The organism is Pseudomonas avellanae BPIC 631 (genome assembly GCF_000444135.1).
Taxonomy (GTDB): domain Bacteria; phylum Pseudomonadota; class Gammaproteobacteria; order Pseudomonadales; family Pseudomonadaceae; genus Aquipseudomonas; species Aquipseudomonas avellanae.
Genome location: NZ_ATDK01000567.1, coordinates 21,949 through 45,049 on the forward strand (window position 1 = coordinate 21,949; position 23,101 = coordinate 45,049).

At 58.2% G+C, this 23,101-nt stretch carries 23 protein-coding genes; 12 read left to right on the forward strand and 11 right to left on the reverse strand.

The window, feature by feature from the left end; all coding sequences use genetic code 11:
• Positions 1-23 precede the first annotated feature (23 nt).
• From hisB to hisF, 5 genes are all read left to right on the forward strand, one after another.
• Positions 24-617, forward strand: coding sequence for an imidazoleglycerol-phosphate dehydratase HisB (gene hisB, locus DW49_RS0126040; protein WP_002551454.1), 594 nt, complete (start codon positions 24-26; stop codon positions 615-617).
• Complete coding sequence (gene hisH, locus DW49_RS0126045; RefSeq protein ID WP_005621610.1) at positions 617-1,255, forward strand: imidazole glycerol phosphate synthase subunit HisH; 639 nt, start codon at positions 617-619, stop codon at positions 1,253-1,255. Before hisB ends, hisH begins: the two co-directional genes overlap by 1 nt.
• A gap of 4 nt (positions 1,256-1,259) precedes the next feature.
• Positions 1,260-1,520, forward strand: coding sequence for a DUF2164 domain-containing protein (locus DW49_RS0126050; RefSeq protein ID WP_004397145.1), 261 nt, complete (start codon positions 1,260-1,262; stop codon positions 1,518-1,520).
• 105 nt (positions 1,521-1,625) lie between these two features.
• On the forward strand, positions 1,626-2,363 hold the full coding sequence (gene hisA, locus DW49_RS0126055; protein WP_007252699.1) for a 1-(5-phosphoribosyl)-5-[(5-phosphoribosylamino)methylideneamino]imidazole-4-carboxamide isomerase: 738 nt from the start codon (positions 1,626-1,628) through the stop codon (positions 2,361-2,363).
• 19 nt (positions 2,364-2,382) lie between these two features.
• Complete coding sequence (hisF, locus tag DW49_RS0126060; RefSeq protein WP_005621606.1) at positions 2,383-3,153, forward strand: imidazole glycerol phosphate synthase subunit HisF; 771 nt, start codon at positions 2,383-2,385, stop codon at positions 3,151-3,153.
• 57 nt (positions 3,154-3,210) lie between these two features.
• Here hisF and DW49_RS0126065 read toward each other — a convergent pair whose 3' ends face one another.
• Positions 3,211-4,731: a trypsin-like serine peptidase gene (locus tag DW49_RS0126065; RefSeq protein WP_005621604.1), complete on the reverse strand. Its 1,521-nt coding sequence runs from the start codon at positions 4,729-4,731 to the stop codon at positions 3,211-3,213.
• 217 nt (positions 4,732-4,948) lie between these two features.
• On the opposite strand from DW49_RS0126065, the gene DW49_RS0126070 reads away from it, so the two are divergent.
• Complete coding sequence (locus DW49_RS0126070; protein ID WP_005621602.1) at positions 4,949-5,704, forward strand: substrate-binding periplasmic protein; 756 nt, start codon at positions 4,949-4,951, stop codon at positions 5,702-5,704.
• 4 nt (positions 5,705-5,708) lie between these two features.
• Here the strand turns inward: DW49_RS0126070 and DW49_RS0126075 are convergent, their stop codons facing one another.
• From DW49_RS0126075 to gpmI, 6 genes are all read right to left on the reverse strand, one after another.
• Entirely contained in the window at positions 5,709-7,205 is a 1,497-nt protein-coding gene (locus DW49_RS0126075; protein ID WP_005621599.1) for a trypsin-like peptidase domain-containing protein, read from the reverse strand.
• A 218-nt stretch (positions 7,206-7,423) separates the two neighbouring features.
• Positions 7,424-9,250 carry a M60 family metallopeptidase gene (locus tag DW49_RS0126080; RefSeq protein ID WP_024419644.1) on the reverse strand — a complete coding sequence of 609 codons (1,827 nt, stop codon included), beginning with the start codon at positions 9,248-9,250 and terminating at the stop codon, positions 7,424-7,426.
• A gap of 252 nt (positions 9,251-9,502) precedes the next feature.
• Complete coding sequence (locus tag DW49_RS0126085; protein ID WP_005621594.1) at positions 9,503-10,285, reverse strand: divergent polysaccharide deacetylase family protein; 783 nt, start codon at positions 10,283-10,285, stop codon at positions 9,503-9,505.
• 3 nt (positions 10,286-10,288) lie between these two features.
• Positions 10,289-11,626 carry a S41 family peptidase gene (locus DW49_RS0126090; RefSeq protein ID WP_005621592.1) on the reverse strand — a complete coding sequence of 446 codons (1,338 nt, stop codon included), beginning with the start codon at positions 11,624-11,626 and terminating at the stop codon, positions 10,289-10,291.
• A gap of 33 nt (positions 11,627-11,659) precedes the next feature.
• The gene (locus DW49_RS0126095) at positions 11,660-12,982 is read right to left on the reverse strand and encodes a murein hydrolase activator EnvC family protein (protein ID WP_005621590.1); all 1,323 of its coding nucleotides are present in this window, start codon (positions 12,980-12,982) and stop codon (positions 11,660-11,662) included.
• 151 nt (positions 12,983-13,133) lie between these two features.
• Positions 13,134-14,666 carry a 2,3-bisphosphoglycerate-independent phosphoglycerate mutase gene (gpmI, locus tag DW49_RS0126100; protein ID WP_005621588.1) on the reverse strand — a complete coding sequence of 511 codons (1,533 nt, stop codon included), beginning with the start codon at positions 14,664-14,666 and terminating at the stop codon, positions 13,134-13,136.
• A 156-nt stretch (positions 14,667-14,822) separates the two neighbouring features.
• Between gpmI and DW49_RS0126105 the strand changes: the two genes are divergently transcribed.
• The 3 genes from DW49_RS0126105 to secB are packed head-to-tail and all read left to right on the forward strand — an operon-like array spanning position 14,823 to position 16,025.
• Positions 14,823-15,236, forward strand: coding sequence for a rhodanese-like domain-containing protein (locus DW49_RS0126105; RefSeq protein ID WP_004397172.1), 414 nt, complete (start codon positions 14,823-14,825; stop codon positions 15,234-15,236).
• A 2-nt stretch (positions 15,237-15,238) separates the two neighbouring features.
• Entirely contained in the window at positions 15,239-15,490 is a 252-nt protein-coding gene (gene grxC, locus DW49_RS0126110; protein WP_005621585.1) for a glutaredoxin 3, read from the forward strand.
• A gap of 40 nt (positions 15,491-15,530) precedes the next feature.
• Positions 15,531-16,025 carry a protein-export chaperone SecB gene (secB, locus tag DW49_RS0126115; protein WP_005621582.1) on the forward strand — a complete coding sequence of 165 codons (495 nt, stop codon included), beginning with the start codon at positions 15,531-15,533 and terminating at the stop codon, positions 16,023-16,025.
• 70 nt (positions 16,026-16,095) lie between these two features.
• Here the strand turns inward: secB and trmL are convergent, their stop codons facing one another.
• The gene (gene trmL / locus DW49_RS0126120; RefSeq protein ID WP_005621580.1) at positions 16,096-16,551 is read right to left on the reverse strand and encodes a tRNA (uridine(34)/cytosine(34)/5-carboxymethylaminomethyluridine(34)-2'-O)-methyltransferase TrmL; all 456 of its coding nucleotides are present in this window, start codon (positions 16,549-16,551) and stop codon (positions 16,096-16,098) included.
• Between trmL and DW49_RS0126125 the strand changes: the two genes are divergently transcribed.
• Positions 16,550-16,990: a hypothetical protein gene (locus tag DW49_RS0126125; RefSeq protein WP_005621579.1), complete on the forward strand. Its 441-nt coding sequence runs from the start codon at positions 16,550-16,552 to the stop codon at positions 16,988-16,990. The genes trmL and DW49_RS0126125 overlap by 2 nt on opposite strands.
• A 346-nt stretch (positions 16,991-17,336) precedes the next feature.
• On the opposite strand, the gene tauC is transcribed toward DW49_RS0126125, so the two are convergent.
• From tauC to tauA, 3 genes are read right to left on the reverse strand one after another with little or no spacing between them, the layout of a single operon-like run.
• Positions 17,337-18,176 (reverse strand): taurine ABC transporter permease TauC, encoded by an 840-nt coding sequence (tauC, locus tag DW49_RS0126130; protein ID WP_462498482.1) that lies wholly within the window; start codon positions 18,174-18,176, stop codon positions 17,337-17,339.
• Between the two features lie 14 nt (positions 18,177-18,190).
• Positions 18,191-18,976: a taurine ABC transporter ATP-binding subunit gene (gene tauB / locus DW49_RS0126135; protein ID WP_024419643.1), complete on the reverse strand. Its 786-nt coding sequence runs from the start codon at positions 18,974-18,976 to the stop codon at positions 18,191-18,193.
• Positions 18,977-19,005: 29 nt separating this feature from the next.
• Positions 19,006-19,983, reverse strand: coding sequence for a taurine ABC transporter substrate-binding protein (gene tauA / locus DW49_RS0126140; protein ID WP_005621575.1), 978 nt, complete (start codon positions 19,981-19,983; stop codon positions 19,006-19,008).
• Positions 19,984-20,739: 756 nt separating this feature from the next.
• Between tauA and DW49_RS0126150 the strand changes: the two genes are divergently transcribed.
• Both DW49_RS0126150 and DW49_RS0126155 read left to right on the forward strand, forming a co-directional pair.
• Complete coding sequence (locus DW49_RS0126150; RefSeq protein WP_005621573.1) at positions 20,740-22,101, forward strand: OprD family porin; 1,362 nt, start codon at positions 20,740-20,742, stop codon at positions 22,099-22,101.
• Positions 22,102-22,270: 169 nt separating this feature from the next.
• Positions 22,271-22,909, forward strand: coding sequence for a peroxiredoxin (locus DW49_RS0126155; RefSeq protein WP_005621571.1), 639 nt, complete (start codon positions 22,271-22,273; stop codon positions 22,907-22,909).
• Positions 22,910-23,101: the final 192 nt, after the last annotated feature.

The window sequence follows — 23,101 nt, forward strand, 5'->3', positions numbered from 1 at the left end:
CCAATGATTTTGCGGAGCTGGTGATGGCCGAACGTAAGGCGTACGTCGAGCGCAATACTCTGGAAACCCAGATCAAAGCCTCGATCAACCTGGATGGCACCGGAAAGGCCCGATTCGATATCGGCGTGCCTTTCCTTGAGCACATGCTCGACCAGATCGCCCGGCACGGGCTGATCGACCTGGACATCGAATGCAAGGGCGACCTGGCAATCGACGACCACCATACGGTAGAAGACGTCGGGATCACCGTCGGCCAGGCGTTCAGCCAGGCCATCGGCGACAAGAAGGGCATTCGTCGTTACGGCCACGCCTATGTGCCGCTCGACGAAGCGCTGTCGCGTGTGGTCATCGACTTTTCGGGTCGTCCGGGCCTGCAGATGCATGTGCCGTACACCCGCGCCACGGTTGGCGGCTTTGATGTGGACCTGTTTCAGGAGTTCTTTCAGGGCTTCGTCAATCACGCGAACGTGACGCTGCACATCGACAACCTGCGTGGCACCAACACTCACCACCAGATCGAAACTGTGTTCAAGGCTTTCGGTCGTGCACTGCGCATGGCGGTCGAGCTGGATGAGCGCATGGCCGGGCAAATGCCATCCACCAAGGGTGTGCTCTGATGCAGACGGTTGCGGTCATCGATTACGGCATGGGCAACCTGCACTCGGTCGCCAAGGCGCTGGAACATGTGGGCGCAGGCCGTGTTCTGATTACCAGTGACGCCAAGGTGATTCGCGAAGCCGACCGTGTGGTGTTCCCGGGTGTGGGCGCGATTCGCGACTGCATGGCCGAGATCCGCCGTCTGGGTTTTGATTCGCTGGTCAGGGAAGTGAGCCAGGATCGTCCGTTTCTGGGCATCTGCGTCGGCATGCAGGCGTTGCTCGACAGAAGTGAAGAGAGCGGTGGCGTGGACTGCATTGGTTTGTTCCCCGGCCAGGTGAAGTTCTTCGGCAAGAACCTGCATGAAGAAGGCGAGCACCTGAAAGTGCCGCACATGGGCTGGAATCAGGTAACTCAGTCGGTGGATCACCCGCTGTGGCACGATATTCCGGACCTGGCGCGCTTCTACTTCGTGCACAGCTTCTACATCGATGCCGCCAACCAGCGTCAGGTGGTCGGGCGTGGTCATTACGGCCTCGATTTTGCCGCAGCACTGGCCGATGGTTCGCGTTTCGCCGTGCAGTTCCACCCGGAGAAGAGCCACACCCACGGCCTGCAATTGCTGCAGAACTTCGCCGCCTGGGATGGTCGCTGGTAAGCGCATGAGCAAAGCCAAGGGCAAGCCGCCCATTCTGACCCTCTCGCCCGAGCATGAGCAGCAGGCGATCGACAAGCTCAAGCGTCTGTTCGCCGACCGTTTCGAGCTGGACCTGGGGTCGTTTGAGGTGGCAGAGGTGCTTGAGCTGTTCACTCGCGAGATCGCACCGCATTACTACAATCGCGCTATTTTCGATGTTCAGCAGCACCTCAAAGAGCGCTTCGAGAGCATCGAAAGTGATCTCTGGTCACTCGAAAAGAACTAGATAAAGCAGCTTCAAGCGTTGAGCTTCAAGCTGCAAGAATTGGTGAGTACGCATACTTGCAGCTAATCGCTTGCAGCTTGCCGCTCTTTTGACGAAGGAATAAGCATGCTGATTATCCCCGCTATCGACCTCAAGGACGGCGCCTGCGTCCGTCTGCGTCAGGGCCGGATGGAAGATTCCACGGTGTTCTCCGACGACCCGGTGGCCATGGCTGCCAAGTGGGTCGACGGTGGCTGCCGCCGTCTGCATCTGGTCGACCTGAACGGCGCGTTCGAAGGTCAGCCGGTCAACGGTGATGTGGTCACGGCCATCGCCAAGCGCTACCCGAACCTGCCGATCCAGATTGGCGGCGGCATCCGCTCGCTGGAAACCATCGAGCACTACATCAAGGCCGGTGTGAGCTACGTCATCATCGGCACCAAGGCTGTCAAAGAACCGGAGTTCGTGGCGCAAGCGTGCCGTGCGTTCCCCGGCAAGGTGATCGTCGGCCTGGATGCCAAGGACGGTTTTGTCGCCACCGACGGCTGGGCTGAAGTCAGCACTGTGCAGGTCATTGATCTGGCCAAGCGCTTTGAAGCCGACGGCGTGTCCGCCATCGTGTACACCGACATCGCCAAAGACGGCATGATGCAGGGCTGCAACATCCCGTTCACCGCAGCATTGGCCGCCGCCACGCGGATCCCGGTGATCGCTTCGGGCGGCATTCACAACCTGGGCGACATTCAGGCGCTGTTGAATGCCAAGGCTCCGGGAATCATCGGCGCAATCACCGGTCGTGCGATCTACGAAGGCACGCTGGATGTGGCTGAAGCGCAGGCGCTCTGCGACCGCGAACAACGCTGAATAGCTGGAGACTGACCCTGTGGCCCTAGCCAAACGCATCATTCCTTGCCTGGACGTCGACAACGGTCGAGTGGTCAAGGGCGTCAAGTTCGAGAACATCCGTGATGCTGGCGACCCGGTGGAAATCGCACGTCGTTACGATGAGCAGGGTGCCGACGAAATCACCTTTCTCGACATCACCGCCAGCGTCGATGGCCGTGACACCACGCTGCATACCGTCGAGCGCATGGCCAGTCAGGTGTTCATTCCGCTGACTGTCGGCGGCGGCGTGCGCACCGTGCAGGATATCCGCAACCTGCTCAACGCAGGCGCCGACAAGGTCTCGATCAACACCGCCGCAGTCTTCAACCCGGAATTTGTCGGTGAAGCCGCCGCCCGTTTCGGTTCGCAGTGCATCGTGGTCGCCATCGACGCCAAGAAGGTCTCCGGCCCGGGCGAAACCCCGCGCTGGGAAATCTTCACCCATGGTGGGCGCAAGCCTACCGGGCTGGATGCGGTGCTCTGGGCGAGGAAGATGGAAGATCTGGGCGCTGGCGAGATCCTGCTGACCAGCATGGATCAGGACGGCATGAAAAACGGCTTCGACCTGGGCGTCACTCGCGCCATCAGCGATGCGCTAGGCATCCCGGTCATCGCTTCAGGCGGCGTCGGTAACCTTGAGCATCTGGCGGCGGGTGTGATTGAAGGCCACGCCAGTGCAGTGCTGGCGGCGAGTATTTTCCACTTTGGCGAATACACCGTTCCCGAGGCCAAGGCGTACATGGCCAGCCGCGGTATTGTGGTGCGCTGAGTGACATTGTCCCGAGACGCGAGCGCAGCCTTTCACGAGGGCTGCGCTCGCGTTGTTTCAGCCTGCCGATTCGGGTTCCAGCAGCACATCCGTACGGGGTTCTGACGGATGGCCCGCGGCGTCTTTTACTAGCGTACAGAGCTTGACCGGGAGCAGTTTCGGGCTGATGTTGAAATTGTAATAAACCGTTTTGTAACCCTCGGCGGCATCACAATCGGTGAGTTCGGGAGCGCCGAATTTATAGGCATGACTGGCACGGTCTGGCAGCCTTGGGGTAAAGACCACCTGATGCTTGCCGTTTTCCAGTCGTTCAATGGCCACATCAGGCGCCGGCGTCTCACTTGCTTCTACGAGCTCGACGGTGTGGATGAATGCGTTTTCCCTGACCCCCGGTGCTGACCCCTGATTACCATTGTGACCGGCAATACACAGCGAATAAATACCGGGCTCCGTACCAATCACAGCATTGATATGCGCGGTACGGGCATCTCTGGAGCTTTTGTAACCGTCCGGGTCGCGGCACTCAGCGGGATTTCGCGTGGCCTTGAACTTGAACATCGAGGTGTTGACGGTGAACGCCATGTTCCAGCGCGGGGCAATCACGTCCCCGTTTTTGTCGCGTTCCAGCCTGATGTAATGCTTGCGATAATCCGGATTTGCCAGTGTCAGTTGCGCCGCAGACTGTAGCGTGCACGCAGGGCGGGCGATGTCGAAAACGCCGTCGACAAAGCAGGCAGGCAGCGCGTCTACAGGGCTCGCGTAGTTGGTATCAGCATGCCATGAGGCCTGCCCGTCATTGACCTCGCAGGGCGAGTCGGTGAAGCAACGGCTTTGCTCCGTAGCACCTCGGGTGGTGGTGCCCATGATGCCGATGATCCTGTTTGTATAGCGGTCTACGAGGGGACTGCCCGAGCTTCCCGGCAATACATCTTCGCAGCGATTGCTCTGGTTGGCGTTCCATGAGTAAGGATGTTCGACAATGTTCACCACCGACTCCAGTTTGCAGGCGGACACGCGCAGTGTGTAGCCGGTGGCTGTCATCGGGGCGCTGACAGACAGTATGTCCATGCCTATGTCGGGCATGTCTTGCGCCAGTGCCATCGGCTTTATGCCGTCCTTGAGCAGGCTGGACAAGGTGGTGTCCAGTTCCAGTAAAGCGAGGTCCGTGCCGCGCAGGCTGCTCCACTTGATTCTCTTCAGCGCGTAGCTTTTGCGATTCCTGGAGAGGTCCTTGAAGTAATTGAATTCGACCTGCCCTTCTATTTCCAGATCGACACCCAGCTGGCCTGACTGGGTGTAAGCACAATGGCCGCTGCTCAATATGTAGGCCGGTACGTCAGGGCTGTCGACCTGAGGATTGGTACGAGGGTCGATGAGCACCGCAGTGCACATTCGGTTACCGCGACTTTCCATACGGCCTATGCCATTCCAGTGATCGAACCTGCCATCCTTGTTTTCCAGCAACAGCGAGGGGGTGAAGGGCGGCATGCCTTCACCATAGTCGTGCTGCTGTGCTGACGCGGCGGTTGCCATCGAGGTTGCAAACAGCGCTAGCAAAACCTGTTTCTTGATATCCATCATCATTCCTTGATAAGTGGTGTGGGTGCCCGTCATTAAACGGGATGCTGCCAGGCTGCGTGAGGTAAATAGTTAGTGAGCCTGATGGTATTCACGGTGAGGCGCGGGCAGCGTTTATTTTAAAGTTGTCTGTAAGCGACATCGCAGAGTACCGGGCTAGACAGTACACCGGGTTCACGGCACTCTGCATGCGTCGTTCACGATCGAGTGCCGGAACATGTTCAAACGTTTTTTCCTTGCCCTGATCGGGGTCGGCATCCTGTTGAGCGAAAGCGCCCAGGCCGGTGAGTCACCGCCTTATTCCATGGTCTTGCTGACCGAGAATTTCCCGCCGTTCAACATGGCGGTCGATGGCAAGAACTTCGCTCAGGAAAACAACATCGACGGCGTTGCCGCTGAAGTGGTGCGCGAGATGTTCAAGCGCGCGAACATCGGCTACAGCATGACCCTGCGCTTTCCGTGGGATCGCGTTTACAAGCTTGCCCTCGACAAACCTGGCTATGGCGTGTTTTCCACCACCCGACTGCCCGAGCGGGAGAAGCTGTTCAAGTGGGTTGGCCCGGTGGGTTCCTATGACTGGATCATGCTCACCCGCGGTGACAGCCCCATCACGTTAACATCGCTGGAACAGGCCAAGGATTACCGGATTGGTGCCTATAAAGGCGATGCCATCGGCGAGCGCCTGAACGCCATGGGGCTCAATCCAATCCTGATGCTGCGTGATCGGGACAACGTTAAAAAGCTGGCCAACGGTCAGATCGACTTGTGGGCGGTGGGCGATCCTGTAGGCCGCTATCTGGCGAAGCTTGAAGGTGTCAGCGGGTTCAAGACAGCGCTGCGTTTCAACAGCGCCGAGTTGTACTTGGCCGTCAACAAAAGCACGCCTGACGAGATCGTCAGCCGCTTGCAAGAAGCGCTTGATCAGATGCGCGCTGAAGGCTGGGTTGACGCTGTCAAGGCGCGCTATCAATAACCGTTCAACCTGCCGCGGCAACGATGTCTTCGCGTAAGGCGGAAGGCTGCCCATTGATATCGTGGGCGTAGGTGCAGATCTTCAACGGCAGCGACTTCGCGCGCAATGTCAGGTCGCGGAACTGGGTTTTGAAACCTTCAGGCTCCGAACAGTCAGTAGTGTCCGGTGGACCCATCTTGACCGTGTAGTGGTCTATCAAGCGATGCTCATAGGACCAACTGACCGATGATGCGCCAAAGCGGTTTTTGCCGATCTTCACCTGCGGCTCAGGTGTTAGCCCTGCCGCTTGCAGTTCCATGGCTAAAGTCAGTGCATTGCGCATCAGGCCGATGCTGGGCTGCTCGTCGGCGGATGAAACGCCGATGATGCATAGCCAGTTAATGCCAATGTGCCCGTCGACAGGTTCATTGATGGCTGCGGCCTGCGAGGCGTAAGCCTGGCTGTAATCCACCGGGTCTTCACATTGCATGGCCGATGTGACCTTCCTGTAGCGGTAGAAGGGCGTGTCCACCTGAAACAGCAGGTCCCATGCGGGATAGACATCGTTACCTTCGGCATCCAGTTGCACCCTCGCACGTTGCCCGGGTTGTCTGCCAAGGGTGTCGAAATTGACCGAAAACGTCGGGAAGAGCTCGCAGACTGCTGGGTCTGTACTGAAGGTGCCGCTGACAAAGCACCTGTTCAGCGCCGTGAACGGGCTGCCATAGTTGCTGTCAGGTGCCATGGGCGGGAAGCCGGGTATTTCATTATTGAAGTCTTCGGTCGCGTCTTCCGATTCGGGCTGGTTGGTGAGGTTCAGGACTGCGTAGATTTCGCTGTTGTCACGGATCAGCAGAGGGCTGCCGGATGCGCCGACATCCACATCCCTGCATTGATTGCTAACGGTGTGACGCCAGACCCATGGCTGCTCCATGATCTCCTGCGATGCCTTGTGAGCGCATGCTGCCAGGCGCAAATGGCCAGTGTCTTTAGTGAGCGGGGCGCCTACCCAAAGAATTTCGCGGTCCTGCTCCGGCATCTCGCTGGCCAGTGCAAGCGGCTGTATGCCGTCGTCGATCAGCGACTTGAGCGTTGGCTGCAACTCGACAACGGCGAGGTCCACACCCTGCATGCTGCTCCAGTTGATGCGTTTCAGCGGATAGCTGCGCGCCGTGCTGTCAGTGAAGAAGTTGAACTGGATACTGCCTTCGACCTCACGGTCGGTGATGATCACGCCGTTCTGTCGGCTGATGCAGTGGCCGCTGGTGACTACATAGGCCGGGGCGTCAGGCGGGCTGTCCGGGCCTCGGGTGTCGATCAGCGTAGCAGTGCAGCTCGACCCGCCCCTGCTTTTGATACGACCGATGCCGTTCCAGTGGTCGCGTGAGCCGTCGGCGTTAAGCAAAACTCTGGACGGGGCAAGGGAAAGCATTCCTTCGCCCAGGTCGGTGGTCGCAGCATGAGTGGAGAAGGGCAGCAATGCGGCGATACAGCACGCACCCGTAATCGTTGGTAATTTCATCATCATCCTTGATAGCAGTGTCTTGGCCTCCGTCATGGAGACACCTTCCTTTAAGTCGGAATTGACACCGTTATCAAGGCTGAAAAGGTGGTGTGCAAGGAATACAGATTTGGCCTACTCCGCTTTTAGAAAGTGCTGACGCGAACCTGGGGAGTGTGTCCGTTGGTTCGCGCTGTGTGACAAGTGTCGGTCTACAACCAGCCGCAACCGAACGCTGCTTAATCCCTATAAGGCCTGATCGCGCTCAGTTGCTGTGACGGGTAGGGAAAGCCAAGTGCGCTTACAGCGATCCACACTTCGGTGTCTGTGACTTTGAGCAAGCCCCAATCAGCGAAAAACTCAGTGAGGTTACGTTTAGCCGCAATGCACGCCGACAGCACAAAGTATTTTAGGCCTGGCGCCTCGACTGGGTTTTCTCTGATGTAACGGTGCCATGCGGGCATAAAACCCGCACCCAGCCCCTTGCGCAGTTGTTCAAGTATTGCCTGCGGGTCAGATTCGGGCGCCCCGTAGGTTTTCGCAGTGCGTGGTAATGCCAGCCAATTCACAGTGCCAGACCAGCGATCAGGGAAGACGTATGTGTATTCGTTTATGTAGTGCAGACTGACTGCAAGGGCATATAAATTGACGGTGATTTCGCCAAAAGGACCGTACGAGTTGTAAGAGGTCTGATAATGATGGCCATATTCGTGCAATGTAACCCATCGCTCGGCTGCCAGCCCCCCAAGTAGGGCCTCGTTATACTGGCTGATATGGTCCGTGTGGGGCAGGGCGATGTAACCTGTGGATGCATGGGGGCTTGCAGTGCCTGAACCTTCCACTGCATAGATCAACAAAGCAGGCCTGGTATGAATAGGCGCAGAGCCATCCAGCCCGCTGACCTCTGCTTCCAGTCGCATCACTTCTTCATGAGAGTGCATCACCGCTTGAGCGTCGACATTCGAGAACTTGAGCGCCGTCTCTTTAAGCGCCGCAACGACTATGCGTGCACCCACCAACTCCACTTCGGGCGCTTCTGTCAGCAGCAGCATTAATAGCCATTGTAGTTGGGCAGTGGCACCACTGACATAGTAGGGCATCGGTATCGCCCCACGCATAAACACAATCCGAGCTGCGCCGGACGTGTTTCCGATTAATTTACGGATGTGAACCGCGCCTCCCAAGGGATCTCGGATAATGTTCTTTCCTTTGAATAGCGGTGTCTCCCGCATGTTTTCGGATTGCCTGAGCGGGTTGTTTCGGTCCGCCATGCCTTGTGTGCCGACCAGCACGGTCAAGTTCTCAGTATTGCCCGATACCCATAGTTCAACGTCTGTTCCCGCCGGCGCAAAATATCCTGTCGGCTGATAATCGGCCCACCTTAATCGCCAGGACATCGCCGCCTGCTCTGCAGCAGCAGATTGCAGCGGTTGAATAAGCACCGACCGTGGATGAGGGAACTCAAGCGTTGAATCAAGCGCGCCGGAGGCTACAACTCCATCGTTGTAACGCACGCGAACCCGCATTGTATTAGCGTTATACAGATAGGCAGACGGGACTGCCGTGTTGGAGAAGACGCCTTCGGTGACAACACCGATGCCTTTCCAGGCGTTGTTGGAAAACGCATCCACAAACCCTGACCGCATCGTGGTAGATCCGGTCACCGAGATACTGCCATCGTTGTTTTTGTGTGATGACAAGCGGGTCAGTATCGGATGGACGTAATACGTAACCTGAGTGCCTGGAAAGCCGGCTATACGTAGACTAATGCGCTCAGCGTCCATAAGATAGCTTGAAGGTACATCCGGGTTGGACAGCTGAGGCCCGACCACCGAGCCGATAGAGGCCCAGCTGCCGTCCGCTCTGAACGCCTCAACTGTCGCCCCAGGCGCTGCTCCTCTGACGCCGACGATAACCTCGACCCGATCATCTGAAATGGCCGCTATGCTGGTTGCGGCAATTGAAATTATACGCGTTGATTGTTCTTCAGAGTATGAAGTGTCGGTGCCGCAGATAAATTCTTGCGCACCCTTTGCTCCTGCATTGACTGTCGTAAAGTCGTCCATCGAATCATTACCTCTTGCTGCCCGAATACGTTGTATCCAGGAGAAACAGTCGGGTAGGGTAAGCATCGCGGGTGAGACACCGTGCGCTCGCGCCTACAATCGTCTGGTACAGCAAGGGTGAGTGACGGGTGCAACAGTATGCTGCCTACCGCGCTGTTACCGCCATGTCCAAACCAGTTCAACGCAGTATGAGTCGGCTCTTGGCAGAAGATTACTAGCAGAACTGATAGGTGCGTTTCGTCGTTTGCAGAATCAGCGATACACCCCATCCCTTCCATGCGCCGCGCTCGCCTGATTACCGCGTTCGCTGATCATGCTGCGCAGGTCGATCCACTCAACGCCCTGAGCCTTGAGTTTGGGCAGCTCGCGCTCCAGCACGTCCAGCGTGACCGGGTAGGGGTGACCGATAACCACCGCCGAACCCTGCTTTTGGGCCAGCTTGATAGCCGTTTGTAGCTGGCGGGTGATGGCCTCGGCGGTGCGCTCGTCGTCCAGAAACACATCGCGCGAAACGCTGGCCAGACCGATGCGCTGCGCCTCGGCGGCGGCCACGGTTTTTGCGCTGGTGCGGCTGTCGACGAAAAACAGATGGCGTCGCTGCAGTTCGGCCATCAGCCAGGTCATGGCGACCGGCTCGGCGGTCATGCGGCTGCCCATGTGGTTATTGATACCGGCGGCATACGGCACTTTCAGCAGCGCGGCATTCAGACGGCTTTCCAGTTCCGGCAGGGGCAGTTCGGGGTGCCAGGCGTAAGGACCGGTCGCGGGGTCCATTGGCATGTGCAGAATCACCGTTTTACCGGCGCGGTGAGCCTCGCGGGCAAACTCGGTGGCGTGTGGCGTGTCCGGCATGATCGCCAGCGTGACCGGGCCTGGGAGCGCCAGGGTACGGCTGTCGCGCACCGGGTTCTGACCCAGATCGTCGATGATCAGGGTGAGGTAGGCTTTCGAAGGTTTTTCAGCGTGATCGACCGGCGCTGCATGCGCAGCGCCAGTGATCGAGAGTGCCAACAGAAGCGAGCCGAGAACGCGCATCCGTCAGTTACCGCGGGTTATACTCAGCCCCTTCAGCAGGCTAAGCGCCTGGCTGAGCTGGAAGTCGTCATCCTGCGGACGCGCCTTGGCCGCTGCACTGCCTTTGACGGTCGGTTTGTCCGCGCCGCCATTGCCGTTGCCCAAGTGACCCATCAGGTCGGCTTCCTTGTAGTTCTCGCCGTCTGCTTCGCTGGTGACCTTGGCCCGACGTACCACGATGTCCGGGTTGATACCCTGCGCCTGAATAGAGCGACCGTTCGGCGTGTAATACAGCGCCGTGGTGATCTTCAGTGCGCGATCGTTGTTCAGCGGCAGAACGGTTTGCACCGAGCCTTTGCCGAAGGTATCGTTACCCATCAGGATGCCGCGTTTCTGGTCTTGCAGGGCACCGGCGACGATTTCCGACGCAGAGGCGCTGCCGCCGTTGATCAGCACCACCAGTGGCACGCCTTCGCTGGCGTCTGCCGGGTCGGCCGAGAAGCGCAGTTCAGAGTTGGCGATGCGGCCTTTGGTGTAGACGATCAGGCCCTTGGTGAGGAAGTGATCCGCCACTTGCACAGCCGCTTGCAGCACGCCGCCCGGGTTGTTGCGCAGGTCGAGAATCAGGCCGCTCATCTTCTTGCCGTTATCCTTGCGGAATTTGGCCAGCGCCTTGCCGACCTCGTCACCGGTCTTGACCTGGAACTGGGTGATGCGGATATAGCCGTAGCCGTTTTCCAGCATCTGCGCCTTGACGCTCTTGACCTGAATGGTCGCCCGCGCCAACGTTACGTCAAACGGCGTGCCGCCATCGCGCACCAATGTCAGCGTTATTTTCTCGCCGATCTTGCCGTGCATCTTGTCGACCGCTTCCTGCATGTTCTGGCCCTGGGTCGGCGTGCCATTGATCTTCACGATCAGGTCGCCTGCCTCAATGCCAGCCTTGGAGGCGGGAGTGTCGTCGATGGGCGAAACCACCTTGACCAGGCCGTCTTCGACGCCCACTTCGATGCCCAGACCACCGAATTCGCCGCTGGTGCTTTCCTGCAACGCCTGGAAATCTTCCGGGCCGAGGTAGGCCGAGTGCGGATCAAGGTTGCTGAGCATGCCCTTGATCGCGTTTTCCAGCAGCGTTTTGTCGTCCACCGGCTCGACGTAGGCCGCTTTGACCCGATCCATGACCTCGGCAAAGGTCCGCAACTCGTCAAGCGGCAGCGGCGGCCTGGCGTTGGCATTGGGTTTGGCGGGTGCGACTGCTGCAGGCGTGGCTGGCGCGGTTTTTTCGGCAGCTTGCGCCAGGGGCGCGCCGATAACGATGGCAATTGCCAGGGCCAGCGAGGTGAGGCGGGACAAATGCAGCATGTCTAACGAACTCCTACAGATATTGACGCCGACTTATCCTTGAGTGCGGCACCATTGGGCCGGATCGCTGGGGCGACCCTGCTGACGAATAGCAAAGTACAACGCTGCCGTGTCCTGACCACCACTATTGCCGACCGTGGAAATCGCTTCACCGGCTTTTACAATGTCACCTGCCGACTTGAGCAGGCTCTGGTTGTGCCCATACAGGGTCAAATAGCCGTTGCCGTGGTCCAGAATGACCAGAAGCCCCGCACCGCGCAACCAGTCGGCAAACACCACTCGTCCGCCATGTACGGCATGGACCTGGCTGCCGGCTGTGGCGCTGATCATGACGCCGTCCCACTTGGTCCGCTCGTCATCACCGCGTGCTTCACCAAAACGTGCAAGCAGTCGACCATCGATTGGCCATGGAAGTTTTCCCCTGGCCTCTGCAAAAGGTCCACCGTAGGACACGCCGGCACTGGAAACGACTGTGCCGGGGGCTTTGACCGGGCGATGCGGTGCGGGTTCATCAGCGCTTTTACTGCTGCTTGTGCTGTTGTTACGAGCGAGGGCCTCAGCTTCGCGCTGACGTTTCTCTTCGGCCTCGCGGGCGGCGACCAGCGCTTTCTGGCGGGCCTCTTCGGCTTCGCGCGCCTGACGCGCCAGGGTTTCTTCGATGGTCTTGAGGACTTTGGCCAGGTCAGCCTGATCCTGCTGACGGGCCTGCAGTTTCTGATCGCGAGCCTTGTAGTCCTGATTCAGCTTGGCCAGCGCCTGTTGACGCTCCTGGCGGACTTTGGCCAGTTCTTCGCTCTGGCTGTCCAGGTTGCTCTTCTGCACCAGTAGCTGTGCCTGTTGCAGGTCGATGTCTTTTCCGACGTTGGCCAACTGGCGCAGGGTTTCATTGAAGTTGCGTAGCTGCTCCAGGCGCGCCTGGCTCAGGTAGTCGTAATAGGTGAGGGTGCGGGCGAACTTCTCGGGGTGCTGCTGATTGAGCAACAGCTTGAGGTACTCCTGGCGGCCACTCTGATAGGCGGCGCGGGCCTGGATTGCAATCAGACGCTGTTGTTCGACGCGAGCGCTGTTGAGTTTTTTCTTCTCACTGTCGAGCTTTTGCAGCTCGGCTTCCGTCTTTTTTAGTTCCTTTTGCAGGACCTCGACCTGCTTTTCCAACTTGCCCATTTCGGTTTCAGTGGTGCGCAGGTCCTTCTGGACGCCTGTGCGTTCTTCCTGAAGTTTGCTCAGGACCTTTTGCAGCTCCGTCACATCCTGACGCGCAGCATCTATCTGTTTTTGGGTTTGCACACGCTCGTCTTCGGCAAACGCCGGATTGAGCAGGCAGATCAGAGCAAGGGCGATCAAGGCGCGAAGCATGTGGGTGGGCGATACCGGGCAATGGTGAGAAAAATGTCAGGCCTAGTATGCCCGCCATGCGCTGCAAAAAAAACGCCCCGCAGCCACTGCTTTAGGGCTTGAAGCATAAAAACCCGGCCTTGCCTGATGGCTATAGGCCGGTTTTCAACGGTTACTCTTTCACCAGGATCGAGTGGCCGGTCATCTCTTGCGGTTTTTCCATGCCCAACAGATGCAGCATGGTTGGCGCCACGTCGGCCAGAACGCCGCCTTCGCGGACCTTCAACTGACGTTTGCCGACGTACACAAAAGGTACAGGCTCGGACGTGTGCGCAGTGTGCGCCTGGCCTGTGGCGTCATCGGTCATCTGCTCGACGTTGCCGTGGTCGGCGGTGATCAGCGCTTCACCGCCGACTTTCTCCAGCGCTTCGGTAATCCGTCCGACACACACGTCGAGGTATTCCACGGCCTTGATCGCCGCTTCCATGATGCCGCTATGGCCAACCATGTCGCCGTTGGCGTAGTTGACGATGATGACGTCGTAACGCTGATGCTCGATGGCGTCGACGATCTTGTCGGTCACTTCCGGCGCGCTCATTTCCGGCTGCAGGTCGTAGGTCGCGACTTTCGGCGACGGGATCAGAATGCGCTCTTCGCCCGGAAACGGTTCTTCACGACCGCCCGAGAAGAAGAAAGTGACGTGGGCGTATTTTTCAGTCTCGGCAATGCGCAGTTGAGTCTTGCCATTGTCTGCCAGGTATTCGCCCAGCACGTTTTTCAGGCTGCCGGCGGCGAACGCCGAGGGCGCGGGAATGCTGGCCGCGTACTGGGTCAGCATCACGTAATTGACCTTGGGCTGACGGGCGCGCTCGAAGTCCTTGAAATCGTCTTCGACGAACACGCGGGTCAGTTCACGGGCGCGGTCGGCGCGGAAGTTCATGAACACCACGGCGTCGCCGTCTTCTACTTTGGCAGGCTCGCCGATGCGCGTGGCTTTGACGAACTCGTCGTTCTCGTCGCGCGCGTAAGCGGCTTCAAGCCCGGCGACGCCGGTAGCTGCGTGAAATTCGGCGCTGCTGTCGACGATCAGGTTGTAGGCCGTCGATACACGGTCCCAGCGGTTATCGCGGTCCATGGCGAAGTAGCGGCCGATGATCGTTGCGGTGCGGCCCTTGCCCAGGCGGGCGAAGGTTTCGTCCATCAGCTCGAGGGATTTCTTCGCGCTGCGCGGTGGTGTGTCGCGACCGTCGAGAAACGCATGCAGATAGATTTTATCGGCGCCACGTTTTACCGCCAGCTCGGCCATGGCCACCAGGTGATCCTGATGGCTGTGCACGCCGCCATCGGACAGCAGGCCCATGATGTGCACTGCCTTGCCGGCGCTCACGGCTTTATCCACAGCGGCGCAGATGGTCGGGTTCTCGAAAAACTCGCCGTCACGAATCGCCTTGGTCACCCGGGTGAAATCCTGATACACCACACGACCGGCACCCAGGTTCATGTGCCCGACTTCGGAGTTGCCCATCTGCCCGTCCGGCAGACCGACGTCCATGCCCGAGCCGGAAATCAGGCCGTTGGGCATGGTTTTGTAGAGACGATCCATGACGGGCATTTTCGCCGCCAGGATGGCATTGCCTTCGTGGCTTTCGCTGTGTCCGAAGCCATCGAGGATGATAAGGACCAGAGGTTTTGGCGTGGCAGTCATAGAACCCACTCGATGCTGGTTGAATAAAGAGAGTAACAAAGTACAAGGGAACGGCATTTTAGGGACAAGTTCCAACGGCGTCACTGCCGTACGGACTTTGGCCGACCTTGGCTGCTGTGTATACTGGCCGACATTTTAACGCCCTGGAACCTACTGATGGTTGCTCACCTGCTTGAATTCGCCACTACCCACTATTTGATCACCGGTGCCTTCGTCATTCTGCTGGGCCTGCTGATCGCTTACGAACTGAGCAAGGGCGGCGCCAGCCTGAGCACTCGCGAGCTGACCGCACTGGTCAACAGCGATCAGGGCGTGGTCATCGACGTGCGCTCGAAAAAGGACTTCACCGCCGGCCACATCGTTGGCTCCCTGAATTTTCCGCAGGACAAGGTGCTGACCCGCACCGCCGAACTGCAGAAATACAAGGACAAGACGTTGATCATAGTCGATGCAATGGGGCAGCATGCGGGCTCTACCGCCCGCGAGCTGCTCAAAACCGGCTTCAAGGCGGCCAAGCTGTCCGGCGGCATTTCCAGCTGGCGCGGCGATAATCTTCCTCTGGTGAAGTGAACATGGCTCAAGTCATAGTCTATTCCAGCGACTACTGCCCGTATTGCATACGGGCCAAGCAGCTGTTGCAGAGCAAGAGCGTGGCCTTCGAAGAAATCCGGGTCGACGGCAAGCCGCAATTGCGCGCCGAAATGACCAAGAAGGCCGGTCGTACTTCTGTACCGCAGATCTGGATCGGCCCGACCCACGTGGGCGGCTGCGATGACCTGTTTGCTCTGGAGCGTGCCGGCAAGCTTGATGCCCTGCTGGCCTGATTCCCTTTAATCTTTCAGCCCTATCTGACAAGGATCCGAGATGACCGATCAACCGAACAACGGCGCTGTTGCCAACGAAGAAAACGGCCCGCAATTTTCCCTGCAGCGTATCTACGTTCGCGACCTGTCGTTTGAAGCGCCAAAAAGCCCGGCAATCTTCCGCCAGGAGTGGACGCCGACCGTCAGCCTGGACCTGAACACTCGTCAGAAGCCGCTGGAAGGTGATTTCTACGAAGTCGTGCTGACCCTGTCCGTGACCGTCAACAATGGCGAAGAAGTTGCGTTCATCGTTGAAGTGCAACAGGCCGGTATCTTCCTGATCAAGGGTCTGGACGACGCTGCAATGAGCCACACACTGGGCGCGTTCTGCCCTAACATCCTGTTCCCGTACGCTCGCGAAGCCATCGACAATCTGGTCGTACGTGGCTCGTTCCCTGCGCTGATGCTGGCCCCGGTGAACTTCGACGCCCTGTACGCGCAAGAGCTGCAACGCATGCAGGAAGCTGGCGAAACGCCAATGCCGACTGTGCAGTAAGCATTACGGCTATTAAAGCGATAAAAAAAAGCGCCTTTCGGGGCGCTTTTTTGTGTCTGGCGGCGCGCTATCAGGCAAACCCGTGCTGGCGCCATGCTTCATAGACGGCCACCGCCACGGTGTTGGACAGGTTCAGGCTGCGGCAGCCTTCACGCATGGGCAGTCGCAGGCGCTGGTCGCTGCTCAGCGAGTCGAGAATGTCGGCGGGCAGGCCACGGCTTTCAGGGCCGAACAGAAACGCATCGCCCGGCGCAAAGCTCGCATCATGAAACGGCCGCGCGCCTTTGGTTGTTAAGGCGAACAGTCGAGGGTTGCCGATCTTCTCCAGGCAGCTTGCCAGGTCTGCGTGCGTCTGCAGCGTGGCATACTCATGGTAATCGAGACCGGCACGGCGTAGGCGCTTGTCGTCCAGCTCGAAACCCAACGGCTCGATCAAATGCAGGGTGCAGCCACTGTTGGCGCACAGCCTGATGACATTGCCGGTATTCGGCGGAATTTCTGGTTGAAAAAGGATGACGTGAAACATGCACGGCTCCGGACAAAAGGACGGGATGCATTCTACCCCTGAAGAGGACCCGAGACCGAAGCTCTGGCCACGTGTTCTTGGCTCGATGGCGATTGTCGGCTTCACTGTGGGCACGATTATCGGTCGCTTGCAGCAGCCAGACCCCTTCGAACTCGAGCAGATCGAGGAATTGCCCACGGGGCTTGCGCTGTGGTTCAACGAAGAGCCCAGGTATCGGGGGGCAACGGTCGATGGCGCGGTAGTGCTCAACGTCGATGCGTCTGGCCGACCGTGGACGGGCCAGTTGAGGTTCGACAACAAGATTGCACGCTGGAAGGTGGAGCAAGGGGAGAGAGGCTTGGTGCTGACGCTCCTGGCAGCCCGTCCGCTTCATGGCGACTGGCGCACTGAGAAGGTGGACGGGCGCTGGAGACTGGAGGTCAGTCTCCGGGAGGAATAAAAGAGGGGAATCCCCGGCCTGCCTGTACCAAGGTCCCCAAAACTGGTGATACAAGACCTATTGCAGAGTGCGTGCCAGTTTTGAGAATTAATCCGAAAGAACGCATTTTTATAGTCATATCGGATTACATATTGCTTGGTTGTAGCGTCTTTAAAATCCATAAGCCGTTGAATAGGATGGGTTTATTCTGCTGCTCTGCTGCCGGGGAAACATTTTTGAAAAACACTTGGCACGCCTGCCACTTTAGCCTCTCGAATTCTGAGCGGTGCCTTTCGCTTGATTGCGCAGCCCCGGCAGATGCACTCAATTTGCGCACCGTCACGAGGCAAACACCCATACTGATGCATTAATGATGCTGACCATGCCACGGAACCAGTTTGTGTTGCAGCGCGCGCAGGCCCAGTTCCATGGCAAAAGCGATGATGGCTATGACCAGAATCCCCAGCACCACCACATCAGTCACCAGAAACTGCGCAGCGGACTGGACCATGAAGCCAAGCCCGCTGGTCGCGGCGATGAGTTCTGCGGCCACCAGTGTCGACCAGCCCACACCCAGGCCGATGCGAATGCCGGTGAGGATGTCCGGGAGCGCGCTGGGCACAATGATATGACGAATCAGTTGCCAGCGCGTGGCCCCCAGCGATTGCGCAGCCCGGACTCTGGTTGGGTCTACGGTGCGCACACCGGTTGCTGTAGCGATGGCAATCGGCGCGAAGATCGCCAGGTAGATCAACAGCACCTTGGAAAACTCGCCGATGCCGAACCAGATCACGATCAGCGGCAGGTAGGCCAATGGCGGTATGGGGCGGTAGAACTCGATCAGCGGGTCGAAAATCCCGCGAGCTATGCGGTTCTGTCCGATGGCAATGCCGACCGGAATCGCTGTGAGAGTCGCTGCGCCCAAGGCCAGGCCGATGCGTTGCAGGCTGGCGCCCAGATGCTGCCAGAGCGTGGAGTCCATGTAACCCTTGGTCATCAGCAGCCAGCCTTTGCCGAGTACATCCGCTGGCGGCGGCAGGAACAGCGGCTCGATCCAGCCTCCGGCCGTTACCGCCCACCACAGGGCCAGCAGCGTGACGAGGGTCAGAGCGCTGATGGTCCGGGTGCTCGGATACACCCGCGGCCTGCGGGCCACAGGTGGTTTATCTGCAAGGTTGGTGATGCCTGTCAGTTCATGGCTGCTTATCGGCTCATGGCTGCTCATGCGCGCTGTTCTCCGGCACGTTGGGCAAACACGTTGGCCAGCACCTGTTCGCGGGTTTCGATAAAGCGTGGGTCAGACTTGATCGCACGCGCCGACTCGCCAGCGCTGTAGCGGCGGCCGAAGTCCAGTTGCAGGTGCTCGGCGATACGGCCTGGGTTGGGTGCCAGCAGAATCAGGTCAGTGGCGAGAAAAACCGCTTCTTCTATATCGTGAGTAATCAGAAACACCGGTTTGGCGGTGCGTTGCCAGACTTGCAGCAACAATTCCTGCATCTGTTCGCGGGTGAAAGCGTCCAGTGCGCCAAAGGGCTCGTCCATCAACAGAATGCGCGGGTCTGCCGCCAGCGCCCTGGCCAGACCGACGCGTTGCCGTTGCCCGCCGGACAGCTGCCAGATACGCCGCTGTTCAAAGCCGACGAGGTCCACCAGCGCCAGCATCTCCCGCGCACGGGCTTCGCGGTCGCTGCGGCTGACCCCGGCCAGCTCCAGGCCAAATGCAACATTGGCCAGTACGTCCTGCCAGGGCAACAGCGCATCGTCCTGAAACACCACGCCGCGCTCGGCACCTGGCCCCTCGACGGCGCTGCCGTCCAGCGTGATGCGCCCGCCGCTGGGTGTGACGAAACCGGCAATCAGATTCAGCAGCGAGGTCTTGCCGCTGCCGGACGGCCCGAGCGCCACCAGCAGTTGCTGCGGCCCCAGGCTCAGGTTGATGTTCTCCAGCACGGGTGCTGCTGCACCGGGGTAGTGAGCGCTGATGCCCTCCAGTTGCAACACAGCCATGGGGTATTTCCTCGAGCCAGTCAGGGCGTTTATTGCGGGATGAATGTATTGCTGACATACGGCGAGTAATCAGATAGCACCGCATCGACCTTGCCCTGTTCTTTAAGGAACGCTGCAGTTTTGGTGACCGCTTCGATGGTCGGTGCGCCCAACAGTACGCTCTGCTCGGTGGCCAGCGGATAGACATTGCCTTGCAGCAGTTCTGGTACGTCAGACGCCTTGGCACCGGAAAGCAGGGTCAACTTGTCGACGTTCGCCGGGTTGGCGATCCAGGCCGCTGGGTCCTGGCGATACTGGGCGTAGGCATCCAGCGTTACTTTGGCGAACGCTTTGACAACTTCCGGGTGTTTGCTGGCGAAGTCCTTGCGCACGATCCAGGCGTCGAACGTCGGCGCGCCAACTTTGGCCAGTTCGCCGGAAGTGATCAGCACCTTGCCGGTTTCCTTGGCGACACCCAGCGCCGGGTCCCAGACGTAGGTCGCGTCGATGTCACCGCGTTTCCACGCGGCGGCAATGGCCGGCGGCGCGAGGTTCAGAATCGTGACCCTGGTCGGGTCGATGTTCCAGTGCTTGAGTGCCGCGAGCAGGCTGTAGTGGCCGGTGGAAACGAACGGCACGGCAATCTTCTTGCCGATCAGGTCCTGGGGGGCATTGATTCCCGAGCCATTGCGCGCAACCAGTGCCTCGGCAGCGCCGATCTGAGTGGCGATCAGGAAAGTCTCTACCGGCAGTTTGCGCGTGGCGGCTGCAGTGAAAGGGCTTGAGCCGAGATACCCGATCTGTACGTCGCCCGACGCGATAGCGGTGATGACGTCGGCCCCGTTGTCGAATTTGCGCCAGGCGATTTTCGAGTCAGTGGCTTTCTCGTAGGCGTTGTCGGCCTGCGCCACCTTGGCCGGATCGACAGTGGTCTGGTAGGCAACCGTAAAATCGGCTGCTTGTGCGAGGAAGGTTGCGCCAGTCAACGACAGCGCCGTCAGCAAGCGCAGGGAAAAATGCAGTTTCATGATGAAGCTCCGAATCAGGCGGGCCGGGGACAAGCTGGAAATGGAGACTAAGTGATCTAAGAATCCTCAAATAAATAACTTTTAAGCATTAGCTTATGAGGTGTTCTGCTGCATGCATGCACATGAACGCCAGGTTTCGCATCGGCCAATCGGCCCGCGCAAGTGGCGCACGACACTGAAATTGCTTTTTTGTTCATCTGGACTACAGTCGAAGACGTGTTTTGAACGGCAAAAAGTGCCCAAAAAGCCTGTTTGGAGCGGATTTTCGAAATTATTTTGCGATAGCACAACGCCTGCCGTCAAAGTGATGACAACTGTCACATTAACCGCTTAATCTCTTCGAAGTGCCCGTTTTACAAGGCTTTTGCTGGCTTGCCAGTAACGCAGTGCCGTGGGGGGCTGCGACTGTTCAATCTCAATTTGGGCAGTCTGGTGCACAAAACCAAACGATCTGACGAATGGTCCCAAAATAAATTTTGGGAATTACACAATTAGGTCGATACACTCCGTGACGTCCTGGTTGACACGAGTTGTGACATATAACTGAATGTTCTTGATAGCTGTGGGATGGTTATTTTTGAGCATGAAGAAAACACACTCCCGTGCGGCCATCGACATACGCGGTCTAGTCAAAAGTCGGGGTGTACAGAATCCATTGACCTCCAGGTCGGGACTGTCACCTTTCGCGAAATCCTTGGGTCAGGGCAAAGCTCGGCACCAGGGACATAAAAAATTAGATTCACGAGGAGCGTAGTAATGAAGAAGTCCACCCTGGCCTTGGCCGTAACCGTCGCGGCATTGGCTCAGCAGGCCGGTGCAGCTGGTTTCCTTGAAGACAGCAAAGCGTCCGTCAGTTCTCGTACCCTGTATTTTGACAACGATTACCGCGAAGGCACTACCCACAACAGCCGTGAGACGGCCACTGGCCTGAAATTCGACTACCTGTCGGGCTTCACTCAAGGCACTGTCGGTTTCGGTCTGGACCTGCAAGGTCTGGTTGGTGTTCACCTTGACGGCGGCCGTGGCGCCCACTCAGGTGCATTGAACGGCGGCGTTCTGCCTACCGACAGTGACGGTTCTGCTGTTAATGAGTGGAGTCGTCTGGGCGCCAACGGCAAGGTACGCTTCTCGAAGACCGAGCTGAAAGTCGGTAACGCCTTGGCTCCTAACCTGCCAATTCTGGTCAGCAACGACGGTCGTCTTCTTCCTCAGGCTTTCCAGGGCGGCATCCTGACCTCCAAGGATCTGGACACCGTAACTTTCACTGCTGGTCAACTGAACAAGTCGATCGGCCGTGCGTCGAGCAACTGGACCGATCTGTCCGTTGCTGGCGCTTCGCAGACCAGCGACCAATTCCGCTTCGCCGGTGCTGACTGGAAAGTCACCAAAGACCTGACGTTGCAGTACTACTACGCCAACCTGGAAGACTTCTACAAGCAACACTTCCTGGGTCTGGTTCACGTCTACCCGATCAGCGACAACCAGTCCTTCAAGACTGACCTGCGTTATTTCAACAGCAGCTCTGACGGCAAAAACAGCGACGCGGCGACTGGCTACCGTTTCAACAACAACGGTTATGCCAAGAACACCGGCGAAGTGGATAACTCCACCTGGTCTGCCATGTTCACCTATTCGTTGGGTGGTCATGCGTTGATGGTTGGTCATCAACAAGTGGGCGACAACGGCGGTATGGTTTTCCTGGGCCAGGGTAGCGTCACCAAAGACGGCACCACACGTTCGAGCCTTGAAGGCAACGGCGGTTCGAGCTTCTACCTGTTCACTGACTCGATGATCAACGGCTTCAACCGCGCGGGTGAGAACACCACCTTCGGTCAGTACTCGTATGACTTCGCCAAGGTCGGTGTTCCAGGCCTGAAAGCAGCAATTGCTTACCTGAATGCTGATGACATCCGCGGCAATACTGCGGCTACTCGCAATAACAGTTATTCCGAGTGGGAAACCGACATGCGCGTTGACTACGTGATTCAGAGCGGTCCGATGAAAGGCTTCGGTACTACCCTGCGTCACGGTACCTACCGTGCCGATGGCGACCTGAACAACTCGACCAACACCGATCAAACCCGCCTGATCTTCAACTACACCTACAACTTCATGTAAGTGTACTGAAGCGTGAAGAAACCCCGCCAAGTGCGGGGTTTCTTTTACCTGTTTTTTTCATATTCCCTATGGGTATATGCAAGTCGTTATTTATTCTTTTTAGTTTCCTTTCGCAGGGCACACAGTCAGGCTATACCCATGCCTACCGACTATGACGAGGAGCAACACCATGACACTGCGACTTGGCGACATCGCCCCTGACTTCGAGCAGGAATCCAGCGAAGGTCGTATCCGTTTCCATGAATGGCTCGGCAACAGCTGGGGTGTGTTGTTTTCTCATCCGGCAGACTTCACGCCTGTCTGCACCACAGAGCTGGGCTTCACTGCCAAATTGAAAGATGAGTTCGCCAAGCGCGGCGTCAAGGCCATCGCGCTATCCGTTGACCCGGTTGATTCGCACATCAAGTGGATCGACGACATCAACACCACGCAAAACACCCAGGTCAACTTTCCGATTCTGGCCGATGCCGACCGCAAGGTTTCCGACCTGTATGACCTGATCCACGCCAATGCCAACGACACACTGACCGTGCGCTCGCTGTTCGTGATCGACCCGAACAAGAAAGTGCGCCTGACCATCACCTATCCGGCCAGCACCGGACGCAATTTCCACGAGATTCTGCGGGTCATCGACTCCCTGCAACTGACCGACAACTACAAAGTCGCCACGCCTGCCAACTGGGTGGATGGTGATGATGTAGTGATCGTGCCGTCGATCAAGGACGAAGCCGAGATCAAAGAACGCTTTCCCAAAGGCTACAAGGCCGTCACGCCCTACCTGCGACTGACGCCACAGCCAAACCGCTGATTTTCGATTTACCAAGCGTGGGGTTACTTGGGCCGATTTATCGGCCCTTTTTTATTGCACCTGCACACCACCCGTTCACTTCCGCGCAGGGCCAGCAAGACCGGACGCAGAGCGTCCAGAACGGCATGCGACACAGAGCGTCGCACGATAGTCGAGGTCATCGTTCCTCACGCTCCAGCGTGGGAATGCCGT